17 protein-coding genes are annotated in these 23,323 nt (G+C 62.6%); 14 read left to right on the top strand and 3 right to left on the bottom strand.

Annotated elements, in window-relative coordinates; genetic code table 11:
• Window positions 1-30: 30 nt before the first annotated feature.
• The 6 genes from FAY22_RS08605 to FAY22_RS08580 all read left to right on the top strand — a co-directional run bounded on the left by FAY22_RS08605 (window position 31) and on the right by FAY22_RS08580 (window position 9,912).
• Entirely contained in the window at window positions 31-3,819 is a 3,789-nt protein-coding gene (locus tag FAY22_RS08605; RefSeq protein ID WP_146329827.1) for a nitrate reductase subunit alpha, read from the top strand.
• Window positions 3,820-3,834: 15 nt separating this feature from the next.
• Window positions 3,835-5,391, top strand: a complete 1,557-nt coding sequence (gene narH, locus FAY22_RS08600) for a nitrate reductase subunit beta (protein ID WP_146329826.1) — start codon at window positions 3,835-3,837, stop codon at window positions 5,389-5,391.
• 61 nt (window positions 5,392-5,452) lie between these two features.
• A complete protein-coding gene (gene narJ / locus FAY22_RS08595) occupies window positions 5,453-6,121 on the top strand; it encodes a nitrate reductase molybdenum cofactor assembly chaperone (protein WP_146329825.1) in 669 nt (222 codons plus the stop codon).
• Between the two features lie 27 nt (window positions 6,122-6,148).
• Window positions 6,149-6,832: a respiratory nitrate reductase subunit gamma gene (gene narI, locus FAY22_RS08590; protein WP_146329824.1), complete on the top strand. Its 684-nt coding sequence runs from the start codon at window positions 6,149-6,151 to the stop codon at window positions 6,830-6,832.
• Window positions 6,833-6,854: 22 nt separating this feature from the next.
• Window positions 6,855-7,601: a peptidylprolyl isomerase gene (locus tag FAY22_RS08585; protein ID WP_146329823.1), complete on the top strand. Its 747-nt coding sequence runs from the start codon at window positions 6,855-6,857 to the stop codon at window positions 7,599-7,601.
• 448 nt (window positions 7,602-8,049) lie between these two features.
• A complete protein-coding gene (locus tag FAY22_RS08580; RefSeq protein WP_146329822.1) occupies window positions 8,050-9,912 on the top strand; it encodes a diguanylate cyclase in 1,863 nt (620 codons plus the stop codon).
• On the opposite strand, the gene FAY22_RS08575 is transcribed toward FAY22_RS08580, so the two are convergent.
• Window positions 9,875-10,120: a hypothetical protein gene (locus tag FAY22_RS08575; RefSeq protein ID WP_146329821.1), complete on the bottom strand. Its 246-nt coding sequence runs from the start codon at window positions 10,118-10,120 to the stop codon at window positions 9,875-9,877. The two genes, FAY22_RS08580 and FAY22_RS08575, sit on opposite strands and share 38 nt — an antisense overlap.
• 16 nt (window positions 10,121-10,136) lie before the next feature.
• On the opposite strand from FAY22_RS08575, the gene FAY22_RS08570 reads away from it, so the two are divergent.
• The 5 genes from FAY22_RS08570 (at window position 10,137) to FAY22_RS08550 (ending at window position 15,804) form a co-directional block, all read left to right on the top strand.
• Window positions 10,137-11,222: a GGDEF domain-containing protein gene (locus FAY22_RS08570; RefSeq protein WP_146329820.1), complete on the top strand. Its 1,086-nt coding sequence runs from the start codon at window positions 10,137-10,139 to the stop codon at window positions 11,220-11,222.
• Window positions 11,223-11,384: 162 nt separating this feature from the next.
• Window positions 11,385-12,359: a GTP 3',8-cyclase MoaA gene (gene moaA / locus FAY22_RS08565; protein WP_146329819.1), complete on the top strand. Its 975-nt coding sequence runs from the start codon at window positions 11,385-11,387 to the stop codon at window positions 12,357-12,359.
• An 11-nt stretch (window positions 12,360-12,370) separates the two neighbouring features.
• Entirely contained in the window at window positions 12,371-13,036 is a 666-nt protein-coding gene (locus FAY22_RS08560) for a carbonic anhydrase (protein ID WP_146329818.1), read from the top strand.
• A 114-nt stretch (window positions 13,037-13,150) separates the two neighbouring features.
• Window positions 13,151-15,094: a type IV pili methyl-accepting chemotaxis transducer N-terminal domain-containing protein gene (locus tag FAY22_RS08555; protein ID WP_146329817.1), complete on the top strand. Its 1,944-nt coding sequence runs from the start codon at window positions 13,151-13,153 to the stop codon at window positions 15,092-15,094.
• A gap of 29 nt (window positions 15,095-15,123) precedes the next feature.
• The gene (locus FAY22_RS08550) at window positions 15,124-15,804 is read left to right on the top strand and encodes a response regulator (protein WP_146333372.1); all 681 of its coding nucleotides are present in this window, start codon (window positions 15,124-15,126) and stop codon (window positions 15,802-15,804) included.
• Between the two features lie 87 nt (window positions 15,805-15,891).
• Here FAY22_RS08550 and FAY22_RS08545 read toward each other — a convergent pair whose 3' ends face one another.
• Together FAY22_RS08545 and FAY22_RS08540 are read right to left on the bottom strand one after the other, a co-directional pair.
• Window positions 15,892-16,164, bottom strand: a complete 273-nt coding sequence (locus tag FAY22_RS08545) for a heavy-metal-associated domain-containing protein (protein WP_146329816.1) — start codon at window positions 16,162-16,164, stop codon at window positions 15,892-15,894.
• A gap of 181 nt (window positions 16,165-16,345) precedes the next feature.
• The gene (locus tag FAY22_RS08540; RefSeq protein WP_146329815.1) at window positions 16,346-17,194 is read right to left on the bottom strand and encodes a universal stress protein; all 849 of its coding nucleotides are present in this window, start codon (window positions 17,192-17,194) and stop codon (window positions 16,346-16,348) included.
• A 419-nt stretch (window positions 17,195-17,613) separates the two neighbouring features.
• Here FAY22_RS08540 and FAY22_RS08535 point away from each other — a divergent pair, with 419 nt between their 5' ends.
• From FAY22_RS08535 to hemN, 3 genes are all read left to right on the top strand, one after another.
• Window positions 17,614-20,313 (top strand): GNAT family N-acetyltransferase, encoded by a 2,700-nt coding sequence (locus tag FAY22_RS08535; protein ID WP_146329814.1) that lies wholly within the window; start codon window positions 17,614-17,616, stop codon window positions 20,311-20,313.
• Between the two features lie 125 nt (window positions 20,314-20,438).
• Window positions 20,439-21,638 carry an NnrS family protein gene (locus tag FAY22_RS08530; protein WP_146329813.1) on the top strand — a complete coding sequence of 400 codons (1,200 nt, stop codon included), beginning with the start codon at window positions 20,439-20,441 and terminating at the stop codon, window positions 21,636-21,638.
• A 252-nt stretch (window positions 21,639-21,890) separates the two neighbouring features.
• Window positions 21,891-23,321 (top strand): oxygen-independent coproporphyrinogen III oxidase, encoded by a 1,431-nt coding sequence (gene hemN, locus FAY22_RS08525; RefSeq protein WP_146333371.1) that lies wholly within the window; start codon window positions 21,891-21,893, stop codon window positions 23,319-23,321.
• The last annotated feature ends 2 nt before the right edge of the window (window positions 23,322-23,323 follow it).

The raw sequence follows: 23,323 nt of genomic DNA, 5'->3' as shown, positions 1-23,323 counted from the left end.
CCGCCTCGCGGGCGCAAGTATGGAGAAACCATGAGTCACTTTCTGGACCGACTGAAATTCTTCAGCAAGTCGAAGGAAACCTTTTCCAACGGTCACGGCGCGGTAGTCAAGGAAGACCGCACCTGGGAAAACGCCTATCGCCAGCGCTGGCAGCACGACAAGATCGTGCGCTCGACGCACGGCGTGAACTGTACCGGCTCCTGCAGCTGGAAGGTGTACGTGAAGAACGGCCTGATCACCTGGGAAACCCAGCAGACCGACTATCCGCGCACCCGCCCGGACCTGCCGAACCACGAGCCGCGCGGCTGCCCGCGCGGCGCCAGCTATTCCTGGTACGTGTATTCGGCGCAGCGCGTGAAATACCCGATGGTGCGCGGCCGCCTGATGCAGATGTGGCGCGAGGCGCGCGTGATGATGTCGCCGGTCCAGGCCTGGGAACACATCAGCCAGAACCCGGAGCGCGCGGCGCGCTACAAGAAGGTGCGCGGGCAGGGCGGATTCGTGCGCGCCACCTGGGACGAGGTCAACGAGATCATCGCCGCGGCAAACGCCTTCACCGTCAAGAAATTCGGCCCGGACCGCGTGATCGGGTTTTCCCCGATTCCCGCGATGTCGATGGTCAGCTATGCCGCCGGCTCGCGCTACCTGTCCCTGATCGGCGGCGTGCCGCTCTCGTTCTACGACTGGTATTGCGACCTGCCGCCGTCTTCCCCGCAGGTGTGGGGCGAGCAGACCGACGTGCCGGAATCGGCCGACTGGTACAACTCCACCTACCTGATGGTATGGGGCTCCAACATCCCGATGACGCGCACCCCCGACGCCCACTTCTACACCGAAGTGCGCTACAAGGGCACCAAGACCGTCGCAGTATCTTCCGACTTCGGCGAGATGGCCAAGTTCGGCGACATCTGGCTGGCGCCGAAACAGGGCACAGACGCCGCGCTGGCGATGGCCATGGGCCACGTGATCCTGAAGGAATTCCACGCGAATAACAAATCCGCCTACTTCCGCGAATACGCCAAGCAGTACACCGACTTCCCGATGCTGGTGCAGCTCAAGGAGAAGGACGGCAAGCTGATTCCCGACTACTTCCTGCGCGCCTCCAACCTCGCGAGCAACCTCGACGAAGCCAACAATCCGGAATGGAAGACGCTGGTAATCGACGAGGCGACCGGCGACATCGCTGCGCCGACCGGTTCCATCGGCTTCCGCTGGGGCGAAAGCGGCGAGCGCGGCAAGTGGAATCTCGAACTGAAGGCTGGCGACGGCAAGGCGATCGATCCGAAGCTGTCGCTGATCGACAGCTATGACGAGATCAAGCCGGTCGGATTCTCCTATTTCGGCGGCGCCGATGCCGACGATGTGTTGCTGCGCAACGTGCCGGTGAAGAAGGTGGCGCTGGCGGACGGTTCCACCGCGCTGGTGGCGACGGTGTACGACTTGTCGATGGCGAACTACGGCATCGACCGCGGCCTGGGCGGCGGCAACGTCGCCTCGTCCTACGAGGACGACCTGCCGTACACGCCGAAGTGGCAGGAAAAGCATACCGGCGTCAAGGCCGCCGACGTGATCACGGTGGCGCGCGAATTCGCCGACAATGCCGACAAGACGCGCGGCAAGAGCATGGTGATCGTGGGCGCCGCGCTGAACCACTGGTATCACATGGACATGACCTACCGCGGCATCATCAACATGCTGATGATGTGCGGCTGTATCGGCCAGTCCGGCGGCGGCTGGGCGCACTACGTGGGGCAGGAAAAGCTGCGCCCGCAGACCGGCTGGACGCCGCTCGCATTCGGCCTCGACTGGCACCGCCCGTCGCGCCAGATGAACGGCACCTCGTTCTTCTACGCGCATACCAGCCAGTGGCGCCATGAAAAGCTGAACACCTCCGAGATCCTGTGCCCGACCGCTGACGGCAAGATGGCCGAGATGTCGATGATCGACTTCAACGCCAAGGCCGAGCGCCTCGGCTGGCTGCCGTCCGCGCCGCAGCTCGAAACCAACCCGCTGGAAGTCACCCGGGCGGCGGAAGCGGCTGGGCTGGATCCGGTCAAGTACGCCGTTGAAAACCTCAAGTCCGGCCAGCTCAACATGTCGTGCGACGACCCGGACAATCCGGCCAACTTCCCGCGCAACATGTTCGTGTGGCGCTCGAATATTCTGGGCAGCTCCGGCAAGGGACACGAATACTTCCTGAAATACCTGCTCGGCACCCAGAACGCGGTGATGAACGGCGAGGAAGGCTGCGTCAAGCCCAAGCACGTGAAGGTGCGCCCGGCCGTGGAAGGCAAGCTCGACTTGCTGGTTGTGCTCGACTTCCGCATGTCGACCACCTGCCTGTACGGCGACATCGTGCTGCCGACGGCGACCTGGTACGAGAAGGACGACCTGAACACGTCCGACATGCACCCGTTCATCCATCCGCTGTCGGAAGCGGTGCAGCCGCTGTGGCAGTCGAAGTCCGACTGGGAAATCTACAAGGGCATCGCGAAGAAGTTCTCGGAGATCGCCGGGGAATACCTCGGCACGCAGAAGGACCTGGTGCTGACTCCGCTGATGCACGACACCCCTGGCGAACTCGGTCAGCCGTTCGATCCGAAGGATTGGCGCGCCGGCGAATGCGAACCGATCCCCGGCAAGACCATGCCGGCGATGACGGTGGTGGAACGCAACTACGGCGACGTCTACAAGAAGTTCACCTCGATCGGCCCCTTGCTTGAAAAGGTCGGCAACGGCGGCAAGGGCATTGCCTGGAAAACCGCGCATGAGGTCGATGTGCTGCGCGGCCTGAACCGCGTGGTGACGGAAGAGGGCGTGTCGAAGGGGCTGCCACGCCTCGAAACCGCGATCGACGCCGCCGAGATGATCCTGACGCTGGCGCCGGAAACCAATGGCCACGTGGCGGTGAAGGCCTGGGATGCGCTGTCGAAGATCACCGGCCGCGACCATACCCACCTGGCGATCCCGCGCGAGCACGACAGCATCCGCTTCCGCGACGTGCAGGCGCAGCCGCGCAAGATCATCTCGTCACCGACCTGGTCGGGCCTCGAATCCGAGGAAGTCAGCTACAACGCCGGCTACACCAACGTGCACGAGCTGATTCCCTGGCGCACCCTGACCGGTCGCCAGCAGTTCTACCAGGACCACCTGTGGATGCGGCAGTTCGGCGAAGGCTTCTGCGTGTACAAGCCGGCGATCAATACCAAGACAACCGCCGGCATCCTTGGCAAGCGCCCCAACGGCAACAAGGAAATCGCTCTGAACTGGATCACGCCGCACCAGAAGTGGGGCATCCACTCGACGTACTCGGACAATCTGCGCCTCTTGACGCTGTCGCGCGGCGGCCCGCACGTCTGGCTGTCGGAAGAGGATGCCAAGGTGGCCGGCATCGTCGACAACGACTGGATCGAGGTCTTCAACGTCAACGGCACGCTTACCGCCCGCGCGGTGGTCAGCCAGCGTGTCCCGGTGGGCATGACGCTGATGTACCACGCACAGGAAAAGATCGTGAACGTGCCTGGCGCCGAAACCTCGGGCATGCGCGGCGGCATCCATAACTCGGTAACGCGCGCGGTGACCAAGCCGACCCACATGATCGGCGGCTATGCGCAACTGTCGTACGGCTTCAACTACTACGGCACGGTCGGCTCCAACCGCGACGAGTTCGTCCTGGTGCGCAAGATGAAGAATATCGACTGGCTGGAAGGGCCACGCGCCGAGGAGCCGGAAGCGAAAGCCGCGCCGCATGGCAAGGCAGCCGCGCACCGGCATGAGGAAGAAGCAGCGCTGGCAATGAAGGCGAAGCCCGCCGTCTAAGAAACAGGAGCAGAAATGAAAATCAGAGCGCAAATCGGCATGGTGCTGAACCTGGACAAGTGTATCGGCTGCCATACCTGTTCGGTCACCTGCAAGAACGTCTGGACCAGCCGCGACGGCGTCGAATATGCATGGTTCAACAACGTCGAGACCAAGCCGGGCATCGGTTATCCGAAGGAATGGGAAAACCAGGATAAATGGAACGGCGGCTGGAAGCGCAATGCGCAAGGCAAGCTCGAGCCGCGCCAGGGCAGCCGCCTGAAGATCCTGGCGAACATCTTCGCCAACCCGAACCTGCCGGAGATCGACGACTACTACGAGCCGTTCACCTATGACTACGAGCGGCTGCAGAACGCGCCGCTGTCGGAAACGCCGCCCACCGCGCGCCCGATCTCCGTCATCACCGGCAAGAAGATGGACAAGATCGAATGGGGCCCGAACTGGGAAGACGACCTCGGCGGCGAGTTCGCCAAGCGTAGCAAGGACAAGCTGTTCGAAGGCGTGCAGAAGGAAATGTACGGCACCTTCGAGAACACCTTCATGATGTACCTGCCGCGCCTGTGCGAGCACTGCCTGAACCCGGCCTGCGTCGCCTCCTGCCCGTCCGGCTCGGTGTACAAGCGCGAAGACGACGGCATCGTGCTGATCGACCAGGACAAGTGCCGCGGCTGGCGCATGTGCATCTCCGGTTGCCCGTACAAGAAGATTTACTACAACTGGTCTTCCGGCAAGGCCGAGAAGTGCACCTTCTGCTTCCCGCGCATCGAAGCCGGCCAGCCGACCGTGTGCTCGGAAACCTGCGTGGGCCGCATCCGCTACCTGGGCGTGATGCTGTACGACGCCGACCAGATCGAAGCCGCCGCGTCCGTCGCGGACGAGCAGGACCTGTACGAATCGCAGCTCGGCCTGTTCCTGGACCCGCACGACCCGAAGGTGATCGAGGAAGCGCGCAAGCAGGGCATTCCCGATTCCTGGCTGGACGCCGCGAAGCGCTCGCCGGTGTACAAGATGGCGATGGAATGGAAGGTCGCTTTCCCGCTGCATCCGGAATACCGCACGCTGCCGATGGTCTGGTACATCCCGCCGCTGTCGCCGATCCAGGCCGCCGCGGAGTCCGGCAAGATGGGCATGAACGGCATCATCCCGGACACGCGCAGCCTGCGCATCCCGGTGAAGTACCTCGCCAACCTGCTCACCGCGGGCAAGGAAGCGCCGGTGGTGGAGGCGCTGGACCGCATGCTGGCGATGCGCGCCTACATGCGCGGCAAGTCGGTGGACAAGGTCGAAAACCTGGAAGTGCTGAAGCAGGTCGGCCTCGACCAGGCCACGGTGGAAGACATGTACCAGATCATGGCCATCGCGAACTACGAAGACCGATTCGTGATCCCGAGCAGCCACAAGGAGATGGTGGAGGACAGCTTCAACGAGAAGGGTTCCTGCGGATTCAGCTTCGGCAACGGCTGCTCGGACGGCGTGAGCGACGCTTCGCTGTTCGGCAAGAAGAAGCAGGGATCGGTGATCTTCGTCGACATGCCGAAGTCGAGGAAGAAGAAGTCGATCGAGAACGTTTGACCGGAGCGCGAAAACTCCCTCTTCCGCCCGCGGAAGAGGGAAGCGAAACAGAGGAACCACGATGAAACACTACCAAGCGCTATCCGTCTTGCTGCTCTACCCGGAGCAGGACCTGATCGACAGCCTGCCGGAGATCGAAGCGATCCTGCGGCAGGCGCCGGTTTCGACCGGGTCGCTGCAGCCGCTGATCGAATACCTGAAGCGCGAGGATCTGATCGCGCTGCAGGAAAACTACGTCCTCACCTTCGACCGCAATCCCTCGCACTCGCTGCACCTGTTCGAGCACATCCACGGCGAATCGCGCGATCGCGGCCAGGCGATGGTGGACCTGATGGAAGAGTACAAGAAGCACGGCTTGCAGATGACCGGCGACGACCTGCCGGACTATGTGCCGCTGTTCCTGGAATTCCTGTCGCAGCTGGAACAGGAAGAAGCGGAACGCCTGCTGGGCGACGCGGTGCATGTGCTGGCGCATGTCGGCCGCAAGCTGGCAGCCAACGGCAGCCCGTATGCGCCGCTGTTCGACGTGTTGCAGGCGCTCAGCCCGGTGGTCGCGGAGGAGCTGTCCGAGCCGCCGGTGCGCGACATGGACGAGGCGCTGGAAACCTTCGGGCCGGGCGCGGACGGCGTCGAACCGCTGCTCAGGAAGGCGGCCGGCGGCGTGCAGCCGATCAATTTCCATCCCAGGGGAACTCGCGCCGGGGTTGGAACTACCGGCTGCGCCGGTTGACCGGATTCATGAAAAGGAGATGACAACATGAGTTACCTGCATCAATTCGCATTCGGGATCTACCCGTATATCGCGCTCGCGATCTTCCTGCTCGGCAGCCTGATCCGCTTCGACCGCGAGCAATATACGTGGAAGTCCGACTCGAGCCAGCTGCTGCATCGCGGCAGCCTGCGCGCCGGCAGCATCCTGTTCCACGTCGGCATCATCGGGCTGTTCTTCGGCCATGCCGTCGGCCTGCTTACGCCGGTCTGGGTCTGGGATACGCTGGGCGTGGAACATGGCACCAAGCAGATTTTCGCGATGGCGGCCGGCGGCGTGATGGGATCGCTGTGCATGATCGGCTTGCTGATCCTGCTGGCTCGTCGCTTCTCGAACGACCGCTTGCGCGCAGTGACGACCATCAAGGACAAGGTCGTGATGCTGTGGATCCTGGCCACGCTGTCGCTCGGGCTGTATTCGATCGTCCTGTCCGCATCGCATACCGACGGCCACCTGATGGTGCAGTTCATGAGCTGGGCCCAGCATGTCGTGACCTTCCGCAGCGACGCGGCGCAATTCATCGACGAGGCGCCGCTGCTGTTCAAGCTGCACCTGTTCATGGGAATGTCGCTGTTCGTGATCTTCCCGTTCACCCGCCTGGTGCACGTGTGGAGCGGCTTCGGCTCGGTCAGCTACCTCGGCCGCGCCTACCAGCTGGTTCGTCCCCGCTAACAATCCGACAGGAGACAGCATCATGGGTATTTCCGTCAATGGCGTCGAGATCACCGACCAGGCCGTCGAGCACGAGCTTTCGCATCATCAGAAAGCGGGCAATCCGTTGAAGGAAGCCGTGCATGAGCTGGTTCTGCGCACGCTGCTGCTGCAGGAAGCGGAGCGCCTCGGGGTGGCGGGAGAAGATGACGATGCCCGCATCGAGGCGCTGTTCGCCCGGGAAGTGCGGGTTCCGGAAGCCGACGAGGCGGCCTGCGACACCTTCTACCGCAATCGCCCGGAACTGTTTTCCAGCGGTGAAATGGTGGAAGCGCGCCACATTCTGTTCCAGGTCACGCCGACCGTGCCGCTCGACCTGCTGCGTGAAACCGGGGAGGCCGTGCTCGCCGCGCTGCGCGCGCACCCCGAACGCTTCGAGGAGCTGGCGAAACAGTATTCCAACTGCCCGTCCGGCGCAGTTGGCGGCAGCCTGGGACAGCTCACGCGCGGCCAGACCGTGCCGGAATTCGAGAAATTCGTGTTCCGGTTGGAAGAGGGCGAACTGGCGAGCCGTTTGCTGGAAACCCGTTTCGGCCTGCATATCGTGCAAGTACTGCGCAGGATCGAGGGCAAGCTGCTGCCTTTCGACGCGGTGAAAGCGCAGATTGCCGAAACGCTGTCGCGGCAGGCTTGGCAACGCGGCGTGCATCAGTACCTGCGGATCCTGGTGGGACGGGCAGACATCCAGGGCGTGACCCTGGAAGGAGCGGAAAGCCCGCTGGTGCAGTAAATCCTCGAATACGCCGTGCGGCAGCGTCCTCGCTGCCGCGCGAGCGGCAACCCACATCCGACACCTGCCAGGGAGGCGCCACGGATTTGCGCCGCTGGTACCTCCGTCATCCTGTTGGCTGCACCGCAGCGATGGCTTGCGCCCCTGCGGGGGCGTTTTTTTTCCCTCCCTGACTTTCTTCCACTCCGCCCGACGTTGATCCGCCACGCCGGCAAACCTATCTCTGGCATTTTCTCCGTGGCTGGAATGGCTTCCTGTTTTCGGGAGCCGCCAGGCTCGTTCGGGACATCATGGCGCCTTCCCGTCGAAGGGCAGCAAGCGCCGGGCAGCACAATTCGTCTGGCTCGAAATTTGCTTTATGGCAACGACGCAAAGCATTCCTTGCGGCCGCGGCGGCCTTGCCGATTCTGCAATTCATGCATCATCAATACTATAAAAACGACCCGCCATGAAACTGAATTCGAAGATTTTCTCCTTTTTCTCCATCCTTGCTGTCGGCATGTTTGTGGTGGTCACCGCAATCAGCCTGTATTCGTTCCGCGAATTTTCCATCGCCTCGTCACGTGAGCACATGCGCACTGCGGCGGAAATCGTTCGCGCCCATCTGACCGATTCGATGATCAACGGCGTCATCGGCAAGCGCGAAAATTTCCTGCAGCGTCTGACCGAGGTGCAAGGCCTGCAGTCGGCCCGCGTGGTGCGAGGCGAGAACGTTCAAAGCCAGTTCGGTGCAGGATTGAGCAGGGAACAACCGGCGGACGAGATCGAACAGCTGGTGCTGAAAGACGGTAAGGCGCGCTACGAACTGACCGAGGAAGGAATGAGCGTGGTTTACCGCGGCACCATCCCGTTCACGGCGACCGCGCATGGCACGCCCAATTGTCTGCAATGCCACAAGGTGAGCGAAGGCAATGTGCTCGGCGCGGTAACGCTGACCATGTCGATCTCCCCGTTGAAGCAGATGGCGTTGACCACAGTGGCACTGATCGTGGCCGCGCTCGCGTTCTTTTCGCTGATCGCCTACCTGTTCCTGCGGCGCCTGGTGCGGCCGCTGGTTGGTACCGCCGACAACGTCGCGTACGCGGTGCAGCGCGCGGTGCACGGCGACTTTACGGTGAACATAGAACGCAAGACCAATGACGAGATCGGCCAGATCGCGGAAGACTTGAACCGGCTGATGGGCTTTTTGCAAAAAGGCTTGCATGCGATCGGCAGCAATGTCGCGCTGCTCATCAGTCAGAAGCCGACCAAGGACCGCAACCTGCTGACCAATACCGTCGACATGGTGGAAACCCTGAAAAACGCGGCGCAGTTCAAGAAATCGATCGAAGAGGATGAAACCAGGCATGAAATCTACCAGCGCCTGTCGAATGTGATCGAGGATAATTTCGACGTTCATCATTTCTCGGTCTACGAAGTGGCCACCAACAAGAGCCAGATCATCCCGATCGTGGTGGACGGCGCGGTCGGCGGGGAGTGCAAATGGTGCGATCCGCAGATCCTGGTGCGCCCCGAAGCCTGCCGCGCGCGCCGCACTGGACACGTCATCGATGCCGTCGAATCGCCCGGCATCTGCTACGCGTTCCAGCCGCAAAAGGAATTCGAGGGCTACAGCCATGTCTGTCTGCCGGTGATCCAGTCCGGCGTGGTCGGCAGCGTGGTGCAGATCGTGGTTTCGCCGTTGGAGACGGAACGCGTGCAGGACATCACGCCCTACATCAGCGCTTACCTGAGGGAAGCCGCGCCGGTGCTGGAAACCAAGCGCCTGATGGATACGCTGCGCGAATCGACGCTGCAGGACGCGATGACCGGACTCAAGAACCGTCGCTTCCTCGAAGAGTACGTCGATACGCTGGTGGCGACCGCGCAGCGTCAGAAGGCCAACATATCGATCCTGATGCTCGACCTCGACTACTTCAAGATGGTCAACGATACCTACGGCCATGACGCCGGCGACACCGTGCTCAAATCGCTTGCCAAGGTGCTGAAGCAGTCGGTGCGCGCATCCGATATCGTGATCCGCTACGGCGGCGAGGAATTCCTGATCCTGCTGCAGAACAGCAGCGGCGATGCGGCCGACATGGTCGCCGAAAAGATCCGCACGGCTGTCGAGGCGATGAAGATACCGGTCGCCGGCACCACGCTGCAAAAGACGATCTCTATCGGCATCGCCGACTTCCCGAACGACAGCGAAACCTTCTGGCAGGCGGTGAAATACGCCGACGTGGCGCTCTACCAGGCCAAGGAAACCGGGCGCAACCGCTGGCTGCGCTTCAAGCGCGATATGTGGAGCGACGAAAAGGAATATTGAGTGCGTGGCAGCGCATGCCGTTCGGCCTTGTGGCGTTCTTGATCCAGCTTGGCTTTTTGCTTGATGGGCGCAGCGAGGCGATTGCCTGATATCCGCATTGCCGATAATCTGAACGATAGACGGCATCGCGGCGGCCGTCGCCGAGCCAGAATCTCTCGCCGCCGCGCGGTATCGTGCTGAACAGGAGTCTCCAGTTGTTGCCAGCCATTCTGAATCCCGAGGCCTTGCCGCAAGACGCCGAACGACATCTTCGCCAGACTCACGAGGCGACGATGAATGAACTGCTGGCCGCGCTCGGCCCGTTGATTGCGGCAGCCGTTTTCCTGTTCGGCTTCTGGGATTACGTCACTGACCCGGCCAACGCGCCGTGGACACTACTGGTGCGGGCCGGAGCCGTCGTGCTCGGCTCCATCGCCTTCCGTCCGGGGCGCCTGCGATGGAGTTCGGAGCAGCGTTGCATCTACGTGTACTGGCTGTTCAGTTGTACCGTCATCCTGTGCAATTTCATTCTCCGCGATGGTTTCCTTTACGGGCTCGTCGGGGTGGTGGCGGGCCTGTTTTTCGTTTCCGTCATCCTGATGAGCAACAGGACATTCCTGGTGACCGTCAGCCTGCCGTTCGCCTTGTTTGTGGCGCTCTCGGCGTTCACCGCGCCGCTCTTCGAGTTTGCCAATGGCATCGTGTCCTACCTGCTTTCCGCCATCATTGCGTTCGTGCTCATGGCAATGATCAGATTCCTGCGCCGCAAGGCGGCTCTGCTGGAAGAGGAGTTGAGGCGCCAGGCGTCCCATGACAGCCTGACCGGGTTGTTAAACCGTGCGCGTCTGAACGAACTGGCCGTGCGCGAAATGGCATTGGCGGAACGGCATTCCCGGCCGCTGGCGATCCTGATGCTCGACATCGATCATTTCAAACTTGTAAACGATACTTACGGCCACGATGTCGGCGACCGGGTCATCATCAGGCTGGCGGATGTCTGCCGCGAGCAATTGCGGGAAATCGATCATGTCGGCCGGTTCGGCGGCGAAGAGTTTGTCTGCATCCTGCCCGAGACCGACCGGGACGCGGCACTGGCCTGCGCGGAGCGCTTGCGGGCTGCCGTGGAGGCGCTGTGCGTCGAATGCGCCAAGGGTGGGGTGCGTTTCACTGTCAGCATCGGCATTGCGCTGCGTGGCATTGCGCATAAAAATTGGGAGGCCTTGCTCAAGGATGCCGATACCGCTCTATACCAGGCCAAGCAGAATGGACGTAACCGCATCGAGCTGGCCGAGGCGCGCGGCGGCGATCGCTTCGTTCGGAATCTGAGCTGAGCAGAATTTTTCGGATCGGGGGAGATTTTTCAGCGACGCCCCGACTCTGTCGCCCCTTTTTCCACTACTACCAAAGAACTACCGTCGTTAGCTCCTCGTGCCAACTGCCAAGCGCCGGTCCTCTCAATACAATGAGTGCATCCACCATCATCGGGAGTGACGATGTTAAGCGATCGGTTTGGCCGGTCCATCGACTATCTGCGCCTGTCGGTGACCGACCGCTGCGATTTGCGCTGCACCTATTGCCTTCCGAAAGGCTTCAAGGGATTCGAAGAGCCGCAGCACTGGCTGACCTTCGATGAACTCGAGCGCCTGATCGGCGCATTCGCCCGTCTCGGCACTTCGCGCGTCAGGCTCACCGGCGGCGAGCCGCTGTTGCGGCGCAATCTGCCGGAACTGGCGAGGCGCATCGCGCGCCTGCCGGGCATGCGCGATCTTTCGCTGTCGACCAATGCCACGCGCCTGAGCCGCCAGGCCGAAGAACTGAAGGCAGCCGGCGTATCGCGCATCAACGTCAGCCTGGATTCGCTCGACCGCGAATGCATGGAAAAAATCACCGGCCGCGACAGCCTGGCGCAAATCCTCGAAGGAATCATGGCCGGCAAGGCCGCCGGATTTGACCCGATCAAGATCAACATGGTCGCCATGCGCGGCATTAACGAGACTGAAATCGATGCGATGGCGGCGTTCTGCATCGAGCACGGCTTTATCCTGCGGCTGATCGAGGCGATGCCGATGGGAGCGACCGGGCGCGACGCGGCGTTCCTCGAACTCGGGCCGATCCAGGCGCGCCTGCAGAAAAAATTCGGCCTGCTGCCGCAGGCGGCAGAGCTGGGCGGCGGCCCGGCGCGCTATCTGTCCACCGCCGACGGCCGGGCCAGCGTCGGCTTCATCACGCCGATGTCGCAGCATTTCTGCGCCACCTGCAACCGGGTGCGGCTGGCCGTCGACGGCACCTTGTACCTGTGTCTCGGACAGGAAGAGAAATTCGAGTTCCGGCCGTTGCTGCGCGCAAACGCGAGCGATGCCGATCTGGAGCAGGCGATCCGGGACGCGATCGAGCTCAAGCCGCAGAAACACGAATTCCGCGAACGGCCGGACAAGGTCATTCGCTTCATGGCACAGACCGGCGGCTGAGCGCGAAGATCATGGAAGACATCGAAAAATTCATCCACGGCTTTTCCCGCTTCCAGCAGCAATATCTCGGCGAACACTGCCTGTTCAGCAGCCTGCGCGAAGCGCAGCGCCCCGGCACCCTGGTGATCGGCTGCTGCGATTCGCGCGTCGACCCGGCGCTGCTGACCGGCAGCGACCCCGGCGACATGTTCGTGGTGCGCAACGTCGCCAACCTGGTTCCTCCCTGCACGCCGGACGCGCCGCCGGGCGTGGCATCGGCCATCGAGTTCGCGGTGTGCGGCCTGGAAGTGGAGCGCGTGATCGTGCTCGGCCACGCGCGCTGCGGCGGCATCCGGGCACTGATGGCGCCGCGCCGCCTGGCCCAGGAAACGGATTTTGTCGACCGCTGGATGCAGCACGCGGAACCGGTGCGGCAGCGCGTGCTGCGCGAACTGGCGCACAAGACGAGCGACGAGCAGCACAAGGGCTGCGAGATGGCCAGCATCCTGCATTCCCTCGATAACCTGCTGACCTATCCCTGGATCGAGCGGCGCGTGGAGGAGGGCCGGCTGCACCTGCATGGATGGTATTTCGACATCGATTCCGGCGCACTGCTGGCGTACTCGGCCCGCCAGCAGGAATTCTTGCCGCTGGTTTGTCCGTTGGAAAAACATGAGCCGGCCAGACGGCGTGCCTGAGCGAAGCCACGGGCATGATCCGCTACGCCATATCGGCTGGCGCAATGCGACCGCAATCCCGTATGATTCGGGGATGGGCCGGCTATCGGGCTCGAACGGACCATTATCCCCTCAATGAAACTAGACACTCTACTGCCGATCCGGCAACGGCTTTCGACGAAAATCGTCGGCATGCTGCTGGGCTTTTTCGTGCTCGCGCTGTTCGCGATCGGCACTACGCTGTTCCTGTCGTGGCAGCTGGAGGGAAGTTCCGCTGCGATCAACGAGACCGGCAGCCTGCGCATGCGCAGCTACCGGTTGACCACGCTGCTGGCGCGCATCGTCAACGAACCGGAGAGTGCGGCGGCGCGCGCCGAGACCTCCGCCGAAGTAAATACGATTGGAGCCGCCTTCGAGGCCGTGCGCAGAGGCAATCCGCAACGTCCGCTCTTCCTGCCGCCGACAGAGCGGATCCAGGTGGAATTCGAGCAGGTGTACCTGCACTGGCGGCAGTCCATGCGCCCGATGGCGGAAGCCATCCTCGCAAGCGAGGGCTCGGAGCGGGACGCAGCGTGGAGGCGCTACCAGCCGCAGGTTGCGCCGTTTGTCGCCGAAGTCGATGCGGTGGTGCAACTGATCGAACGCGACAGCGAATTGCGCACCGCCTGGCTGCGCTCGTCGCAGATGGCGCTGGTGGCGCTGGCGGTGGGCGGCACCGTGGTCATGATCTACTTCATGTTCCTGGTCATCGTCACCCCGGTGTCGCGCCTGCAAGGCGGCATACAGCGCATGACCCAGAAGGATTTCACGGTGCGCTTGCCCGTGGAAAGCAAGGATGAATTCGGCCAGCTGGCGCTGGGTTTCAACCAGATGGCTGACCGGCTCGAAGATCTCTACACCAGCCTGGAAGACCGCGTCAAGGTGAAAACCGCCGCGCTGGAAGACCAAAACCGTGAACTGGCGCTGTTGTACGATAGCGCCGCCTTCCTGCAGCGCCCGCAGGGCGTGGAAGCAATGTGCCAGGGCTTTTTGCTGCGCATCAGCCAGTATTTCAATGCCGACGGCGGCGCGGTGCGGGTGCTCGACGAGCGGCGCGGCAATCTTTTCATGGTTGCGCACCAGGGGGTGTCGCCAGCCCTGGCTGAAGACGAGAAATGCCTGAAGGTGGGGGAATGCTTGTGCGGCCAGGCCGTGGCCACCAGGGTCTCGGTGGTGCACGACTTGCGGCAGATGGACCGCTCGAACGACTTGCAGTGCCACCGGGAGGGGTTTGCGACGGTATCGGTCTTCCACATCCTGGTGCATCAGCAGCACGTCGGTTTCTTCAACTTGCACTTCCGCAAGGCGAGGAGCTTCACCGAACGCGAACGGGCCTTGCTCGAAACGCTCGGCCAGTTGCTCGGCATCGCCATCGAAAACCTGCGGCTGGCGGCGCGCGAGAAGGAGATGGCGATTTCCGAAGAGCGTAACCTGGTGGCGCAGGGCCTGCACGACAGCATCGCGCAAGGGCTGACTTTTTTGAACATTCAGGTGCAGATGCTGGACGACTCGCTGCGCGGCGGAAAAATCGAAGACGCCGCTGCGATCGTTCCGGCGCTGCGGGCCGGCGTACAGGAAAGCTATGAAGATGTGCGCGAACTGCTGCTCAATTTCCGTAGCAAGCTGGCCGAGGACGACCTGATCGGCGCGCTGAAGACGACTGTCGAAAAATTCCGGCGCCAGACCGGCATCGCGGTCGACCTCGTCCACGCCGGCGCCGGCGCGCCGTTCGGGCGCGAGCAGCAGCTGCAGATGCTGTTCATCGTGCAGGAAGCACTGTCGAACATCCGCAAGCATGCGATGGCGAAAAAGGTCGAAATCCGGCTCGACGACAGCCATGATTTCACGCTGACGATACGCGACGACGGCGTCGGATTCGACGCCGGCACGCTGCTGCAAAAGGGCGATTCGCACGTCGGCATCAATATCATGCGCGAGCGGGCGCAGCGCATCCACGCGTCGCTCGACATCAGTTCGCAACCCGGCCAGGGCACCACCGTCGCCCTGTATCTGGCGCAGGAACACCGGCGCGCCGCATGACTCCCACACTTAACGGACAAGAGCACAATATGAATGCCGCATCCAAACCGATTTCCGTCCTGCTGGTCGACGATCACACCCTGTTCCGCAGCGGGATACGCTCGCTGCTGCAGCGCCACTCCGATTTTTCCGTGGTGGGCGAGGCAGCCGACGGCGTCGAGGGCATCAAGCGCGCCAAGCAGCTGCGTCCGGACGTGGTCCTGCTCGACCTGAACATGCCGGGCATGTCGGGCCTGGAAACGCTGCAGCTGCTGTTGCAGGATTGCCCGGACATCGCGGTCATCATGCTCACCGTGTCCGAGGAGGCGGAGGACCTGACGGCGGCGCTGGCATCCGGCGCGCGCGGCTACCTGATCAAGAACATCGACGCGGACTATCTGGTGCGCGCCATCCGCCGCGCGGCGGATGGCGAGCCGGTGCTGGCGGAAGCCATGACCACCAAGCTGGTGGCACATCTGCAGGGCGGAGCACCGAAGCCGGCGGCGCCGTCCGAGCTCGACAAGCTGACGCCGCGCGAAAAGGAAATCCTGGCCTGCCTGGCGCGTGGCGAAAGCAACAAGATCATTGCGCGCACGCTCGACGTGGCTGAAAGCACGGTCAAGATCCACGTGCAGAACATCCTCAAGAAGCTCAACCTGACCAGCCGTGTCCAGGCGGCGGTGTTTGCGGTCGGGCACGGCATGGCGGGCGCCCCGGACAAGACGAATTGAACGGACGAAAAGAAGCGCCGCTGCCCGTGACGAAGGTCACGGGCAGCGGCGCGAGGTTTCCGCCGGCGGGTATGTGGCCCGCGTTTTTCAGCCGCAGCCGCAGCCGCCACAGCAGCTGCCGCCGCCATTGCCGCTCAGGTCGACCGCTCTGACGCTGACCACGCCGTAGCCGGCCTGCTTGATGGCGGCATGCAGTTGTTGCTTGGCCAGACGATCTTCATCGAACTGGACTACCACCTTGTTGCAGGAGACGGATACGCTGGCGCTGGCCACGCCGTCGAGGGATTCCAGGGCGCGCTTGACGTTTTCGCCGCAGGCGTCGGACGACATGCCGGTAAGTTTCAGGGTCTCGGTTTGCATTCTGATATCGATGTGTGAATTGATCGGTTGCGCAAGCCGCTTGGGCGCGGCGTGAGGCGATACTACTGGAGTGGCTCGATTGGGATAAATGACCGAGATCAAAGTTTCGTGCGTGGCACGGATATAAAAAAGCGGCCGCCGCGCAGCGACAGCCGCCGTGGCGACCGCGAGAAGTATGGTGTCAGTGCGACATCAATACCGGCACCGTCATCGATTCGAGCACCGTGCGGGTGACGCCGCCCAGCAGGATTTCGCGGAAGCGGGTATGCCCGTAGCCTCCCATGACGATCAGGTCGGACGCGAAGTCGGTCGCGGCCGACAGCAGCGCATTGCCGATGTCGATCTTGCTCTTTTGACGCACCACGTTGACGCGGATATTGTGGCGCGCCTGGTACAGAGCGATGTCCGCGCCCGGCTGCTCGCCGTGCGCGTCGCCCTGGTCGTCGGCGTTGAACACCAGGACCTCGACGATGTCGGCTCGCTTGAGCAGCGGGATGGCGGCAGTCACGGCGCGCGTTGCGCTGGTGCTCGCATCCCACGCCACCAGCACGCGCTTGCCGACCGTGTCGAAGCGGCCGGCGTAGGGCACGATCATTACCGGGCGGCCGGAATTGAGCACCACGTATTCGGGAAAGTCGGGCAGGGTGGCGGGCGACGGGTCTTCCAAGTCCGTCTGGCCGATCACCACCAGGTCGCTGTAGCGCGCCTGCAGGCTGATGCCCGCGCCGGCTTCGTCGTCCACCATGTGCGATTCGATCGAGCTGACGCCCATACGCCGCGCCGCGGCTTCGAACTCCTGGAGCGCTTCCTTGCCCTGCTGCCGCAACACTTCCATGTGCGCCTCAAGATGCGCGGTGAATCCTGCGCCGTCGCCCAGCATGCCGGCCTGGTAAATGTAACGCGACACGCCAGTCGGGGCTGCGCCGATCAAGTGCGCGTCTTCATTGAGTGCGATGGACGCCGCAAGCTTGACGCGCTCGGCGGAGTGCTTTGATTTATCTACGTGCACGAGAATGGTCTTGTACGACATGTGGTACCCCTTTCAGGTTCGGCTCGTTGTCAGGATTGTCTGTTCTTGTTGGATTTCAGTTGCGGCGGGCGCTTTCCTCGCTCGACGACCCAGCTTCATTAGCGTAGGGCGAAGGCAAAAGCCAGTCCAGAGAAAATGCATGCCGATCAAAGAATAGTTTTGTCAAATTTGACTCAAGTCAAAATTTTTCGGGGAGGCGATTTGTAACATCGGTCGCGCATCAAGATGCAGCTTCTCGCATCGGCGAGAATGCATGTCGCTGCGTCTTTGTCCGGGAGGGGCAATGCCGCCGGCCTCTCGGTCTCCGCCGTTTTCGGTAGCGGCAAGAACTGACGCTACAATCGTGCGCATAATGCGGCAAGGCGCCGCAGTCGGTCAGGCGCAATCCACAAAAGAAAGCATTTCCAAGGACGATACCCATGAGCGTCAGAAATCTGAAGTCTCTGTTCGAGCCTCGCTCCATCGCGGTAATCGGCGCATCGCTGCGGGCGCACAGCGTCGGCGCCACCGTACTGCAGAACCTGGTGTCCGGCGGTTTCGAGGGCGAGATCATCCCGGTTAATCCGAAATATGACAGCCTGGCGGGCCTGAAGGTGTATTCCAGCGTTGCGCGCCTGCCGACGGTGCCCGATCTTGCGATCATTTGCACGCCGCCGTCGAGCGTGCCCGAGATCATCCACGATCTCGGTGAGCGCGGCACCCGGGCCGCGATCGTGCTGACGGCCGGGATGGGGGCGATCAAGGATTTGCGTGGACGCACCATGAAAGACCTGATGCTGGCGGCTGCCAAGCCGTATCTTCTGCGCATCCTCGGGCCGAACTGCGTGGGCCTTCTGGTGCCGAAGATCGGGCTGAATGCGAGCTTCGCCCACATCTCGGCGCTGCCCGGCAAGATTGCCTTCGTGTCGCAGTCGGGCGCGATGGTGACCGGCGTGCTGGACTGGGCCAGGTCGCGCGGCATCGGCTTTTCAAAGTTCATTTCGCTCGGCGATAGCGCCGACATCGATTTCGGTGACGTGCTCGACTACCTGGCCAGCGACAGCGACACCCAGGCGATCCTGATGTACATGGAAGCGGCCAGCGCCGCGCGCAAATTCATGTCGGCCGCCCGCGCCGCGGCGCGCGCCAAGCCGACGCTGGTGATCAAGGCCGGGCGCGCGCCCGAAGGCGCCAAGGCCGCCGCCTCGCACACCGGCGCGCTGGCAGGCGCCGACGACGTGTACGACGCCGCGATCCGGCGTGCAGGGATGCTGCGCGTATACAGCACGACAGACCTGTTCGATGCTGCGGAAACGCTGGCCCACGCCCGGCCAATGAAAGGGGATCGCCTGGCCATCATGACCAACGGCGGCGGCCCAGGTGTCATGGCCACCGATGCGCTGATCGCCCAGCAGGGGCGGTTGGCGAGCCTGTCGGAGCAGGCGCTGGCAAAGCTCGATGAAATACTGCCCGGGACCTGGTCGCACGGCAATCCGGTCGACATCATCGGCGACGCGCCAGCGCAGCGCTATATCAATACCCTGCGCGCTCTCTTGCAGGAACCGGAAGCCGACGCCACGCTGTTCATTCACGCACCCACCGCCATCGTCCCCAGCGACGAGATCGCCCAGGCGGTGGCGCCGGTCATTAAGGGCGCGCCGCGCAACGTGCTCGCCTGCTGGTTGGGCGGCGAATCGGTGGCCAGGGCGCGCGCCATCTTTTCGGACGCCGGGATCGCCACCTACGACACGCCGGAAGAGGCTGTGCGCGGTTTCATGCAGATCGCTGAATACCATCGCAACCAGGCGCTGCTGATGGAAGTTCCTCCGTCGGTCACGCACGCGCAGCCGGGCGAGCGGGAGGAGGCGCGCGCGGTGGTGCAGCGCGTGCTGGCCGCGGGAAGGAACATGCTGTCCGAACCGGAGGCCAAGCAGGTGCTGGCCGCCTACGGCATTCCGGTGGTGCAGACGCGTTCGGCACGCAGCGTTGAGGAAGCGGTGCAGCATGCCGCGGAGATTGGCTTTCCCGTGGCGCTGAAGATCATTTCCGCCGACATCACGCACAAGTCGGACGTCGGCGGCGTGGTGCTCGACCTGGCGGACGAAACGTCGGTGGCGGCGGCGGCTGTCGCGATGCACAGGCGGCTGCGCGAATTGCGCCCGCGCGCGCAGCTGCAAGGCTTCTCGGTCCAATCGATGGTGCGCCGCCCGGAAGCGCGCGAGCTGATCGTCGGCGTCACCACCGACGCGGTGTTCGGGCCGGTGATCCTGTTCGGGCAGGGCGGCATCGCGGTGGAGGTGACGGCCGATCATGCCGTTGCGCTGCCGCCGCTGAACATGGTGCTGGCCCGCGATCTCATCGCCCGCACGCGCATCTCTCGCCTGCTGGCAGCATACCGCAACCTGGAGGCGGCCGACGTCGACGCGGTGTGCCGCACCCTGATCCAGATTTCCGACCTGGTTGTGGATATTCCGGAAATCGCCGAACTCGATATCAATCCTCTGCTGGCGGACCGCAACGGCGTCATTGCGCTCGACGCCCGCATCCGCGTGGTGCAGGCGCGCGGCAGCGGCGTCGACCGGCTGGCTATCCGGCCTTACCCCGGTGAGCTGGAGGAGCAGATCGAATGGCAGGGTGCGCCGCTGGTATTGCGCCCGATCCGGCCGGAGGATGGCCCGCAGCATGTCGAATTCTTCGCCATGCTCGAACCGGACGATATACGCTACCGGATGTTCATCAGCATGCGCCAGCTGTCGAAGTCGGACCTGGCGCGCTTCACGCAGATCGACTATGACCGTGAGATGGCGTTCATCGCCACCCGGGCGGGCGAAGACGGCAAGGCCGAAACGCTCGGCGTGGCACGCGTGATCGCCGATCCGGACAACATCAGTGCGGAGTTTGCGATCATCGTGCGGTCAGACTTGAAGGGCAAGGGGCTGGGGGCATTGTTGCTGAGTAAACTGATCGCCTATTGCCGTGCGCGCGGCACCCATGAAATCGTGGGAGAAACGATCAGCCATAACCACGGCTTGCTCATGCTCGCCAAGAAATTCGGTTTTGTCACCTGCCCCGGAGGCGGCAGCGATACGATCGGATTGCGCCTGAGGCTGAGGGCGGAGGGCTCCGGGGACGCTTCCTAGACGATGCGCTAAGTCGTGCGCTTGGCCGAATTGCTGGTTGTTTCCGGAAAGATGTGAATACAGCATTGCGTTCGGTGGCGTTGCGATATAAGATTCATTCAAAATGAATCTTTGTGGGGTGAAAAATGGCGCTAATGATCATTGATGAGCCGCGCGTGCCGGGCAAGGCGGGACAGGCGGGCGGAGGGCATCCATTGTTCCGCCTCGGCTTTCGTCCCTTCTACCTGCTGGCCGCTGCGTTTGCAGCGATCAGCGTCCCGGTGTGGGTCGCGCGCTACTTCGGTTGGGGCCAAGCATTGACCAACGTGGATGTGAGCTGGCACATGCACGAAATGGTATTCGGGTTTGCGATTGCGGTAATTATCGGATTCGTATTCACCGCCGGGCGCAACTGGACCGGATTGTGGACGCCGCGCGGCAAGCATCTCGCCGCGCTGGCTGGCCTCTGGCTGGCGGGGCGCGTGGCGATGGTCGCCGCGCCGCCGGTGCTGGCAGCCCTGATTGATGTGCTGTTCCTGCCTTTCGCCGCATGGCCGATCTATAGCGTGCTGAAGCGATCCGGCAACAAGCGCAACATGTTCCTGGTCCTGTTGTTGAGCCTGCTCACGCTGGCAAACGTGCTGTTTCACGCTGCGCGACTGGGCTGGATCGGCATTTCTTCCGTATCTCCGATCCATGCGGCCATCCTGATGATCGTGATGATCGAGTCGGTCATCGGCGGGCGCGTCATTCCCGGCTTTACTACCAATGCGACTGGCGTCAGGACGGTCACGAACCCGAAGCTGGACAAGATCTGCCTGACGCTCACGGCGCTTGCCTGCGTGGCATGGATCGTGCGCATCCTGCCTCCATTCAGCGCCTCGCTGGCATTTGCCGCAGCCTGCAGCCAAGCGGTGAGGCTGGCGGGATGGAAGCTGCCAGCGACCTTGAGCAATCCTCTGTTATGGATACTGCATGTCTCGTATGCGTGGATTCCGCTCGGCTTCTTCGCCCTGGCGGCCGCATCCCTGCAGATCGTCTCCGCCAGCACGGCCTTCCATATTCTCGCCGTCGGCTCAATGGCCGGCTTGATCATCGGCATGATCACGCGCACGGCGCTGGGGCATACCGGGAGACCGTTGAAGGCGGGGTATGCCGAACTGGCTATGTACGCGCTGGTGCAGCTTGGCGTGATCGCACGTTTCGTCGCGGCGGTCAGCACATCTGCCTGGCGCGACCATGCGCTCGCCTGCGCCGCCGTCAGCTGGGCTGCGGCATTCCTGCTCTACGTCGCGGTCTACGGGCGTTACCTCGTCAGCCCGCGCATCGACGGCCGGGAAGGCTGACGCAAAAATAAGAAATAGCGCCCAGCGCGGCGCGCATGATCGTGATGAGCGGCGCACGCCGGCGCTGATTTGCGGCTCTGGCGCCGCTCATGCGCGCCGCGCTGTTCCTGCGCCATGATGGCATTTTGCCTACACTAACCAGTTCCGGCATTTTTGACTTGGATCAAGGCCCCTGTTTGGCCCGATTCGTACACTGCACCGCAGTCGTAAAGCGTTCCGGACCCGGAACAACGACCCCAGGAGTTAATAATGATGGCTGTTCCCGCCGCCCACGCATCCCACGTCTCGGCAGTCCAATTCGATGCAGCGCTGATTCGCAAGCTCAGCCAGCAAGGCCCTCGCTACACCTCGTATCCGACTGCCGACCGCTTCACGGACCAGTTCGGCATGGGCGATTATCTGCAGGCCGTCAACAGCGTAAGGGCGATGGGGGCACGCAATCCCTTGTCGTTGTATATCCATATCCCGTTCTGCGACAAGCTGTGCTACTACTGCGCGTGCAATAAGATCATCACCAAGAATCGCAGCAAGGCCGAAATCTACCTGACCTACCTGAAGCGCGAGATAGAAATGCAGGGCAAGCTGTTCGCCGAGATGAACCAGGTCGAGCAGCTGCATTTCGGCGGCGGCACGCCGACTTATCTCAACGATGCGCAAATGGCCGACCTGCTCGCGCACATGCGCAAGTGGTTCCGTTTCGCCACCGATGACGCGGGCGAGTATTCGATCGAGATCGATCCTCGCACCGTGTCGCCGGAGCGCGTGCACACGTTGCGGGCGCAAGGCTTCAACCGCATCAGCTTCGGCGTGCAGGATTTCGACCCCGAAGTGCAGAAGGCGGTCAACCGCATCCAGCCGGAAGACCTCACGCTCGGCGTGATGCAGGCGGCGCGCGATGCCGGTTTCCGCTCGATTTCCATCGACCTGATCTACGGCCTGCCGAAGCAGAACCTGATCACGATGGGGCAGACCCTGACCAAGGTGGTCGCGGCCAACCCGGATCGCATTTCGATTTACAATTACGCGCACATGCCGGCCTTGTTCAAGTCGCAGCGTCGCATCGCGGAAGAGGACCTGCCGAGCGGAGAGACCAAGCTCGACATGCTTTCGCTATGCATCAAGCGCCTGACCGACGCCGGCTATGTATATATCGGCATGGATCATTTTGCCAAGCCGGACGATGACCTCGCCGTCGCGCAGCGCCAGGGCCGCCTGCACCGCAACTTCCAGGGGTATTCGACCCACGCGGAAGCGGAAATGGTGTCCTGCGGCGTGTCTGCCATCAGCGCGGTCGGGTCGAGCTATAGCCAGAATGAAAAGACGCTGGAGGCGTATTACGAGCGCATCGAGCAGGGTGAACTGCCTATTGCGCGCGGCATCAAACTCAGCGTGGACGATCTCCTGCGCCGCATCATCATCCAGATGTTGATGTGTAATTTCGAATTGTCCATCAAGTCGCTGGAGATGGCCTATCCGATCACGTTCGCGAACTATTTCGCGGCCGAGCTGGAGAAGCTGCATGCGCTTGAAGCGGATGGATTGCTGAAGATCGACAGTGAATGGCTCACCGTGACGCCGAAGGGGCGCCTGCTGATCCGTAACATCTGCATGGTGTTCGACCGCTACCTGAATTCGCCGCGCGAGGCCAAGCTGGAACGACTGAAGTATTCGAAAACCATTTAAAA

This window comes from Noviherbaspirillum sp. UKPF54 (assembly GCF_007874125.1).
Lineage (GTDB): Bacteria > Pseudomonadota > Gammaproteobacteria > Burkholderiales > Burkholderiaceae_D > Noviherbaspirillum.
The sequence above is the reverse complement of the archived record's forward strand: the minus strand, read 5'-3'. Positions and strand labels throughout refer to the sequence as shown.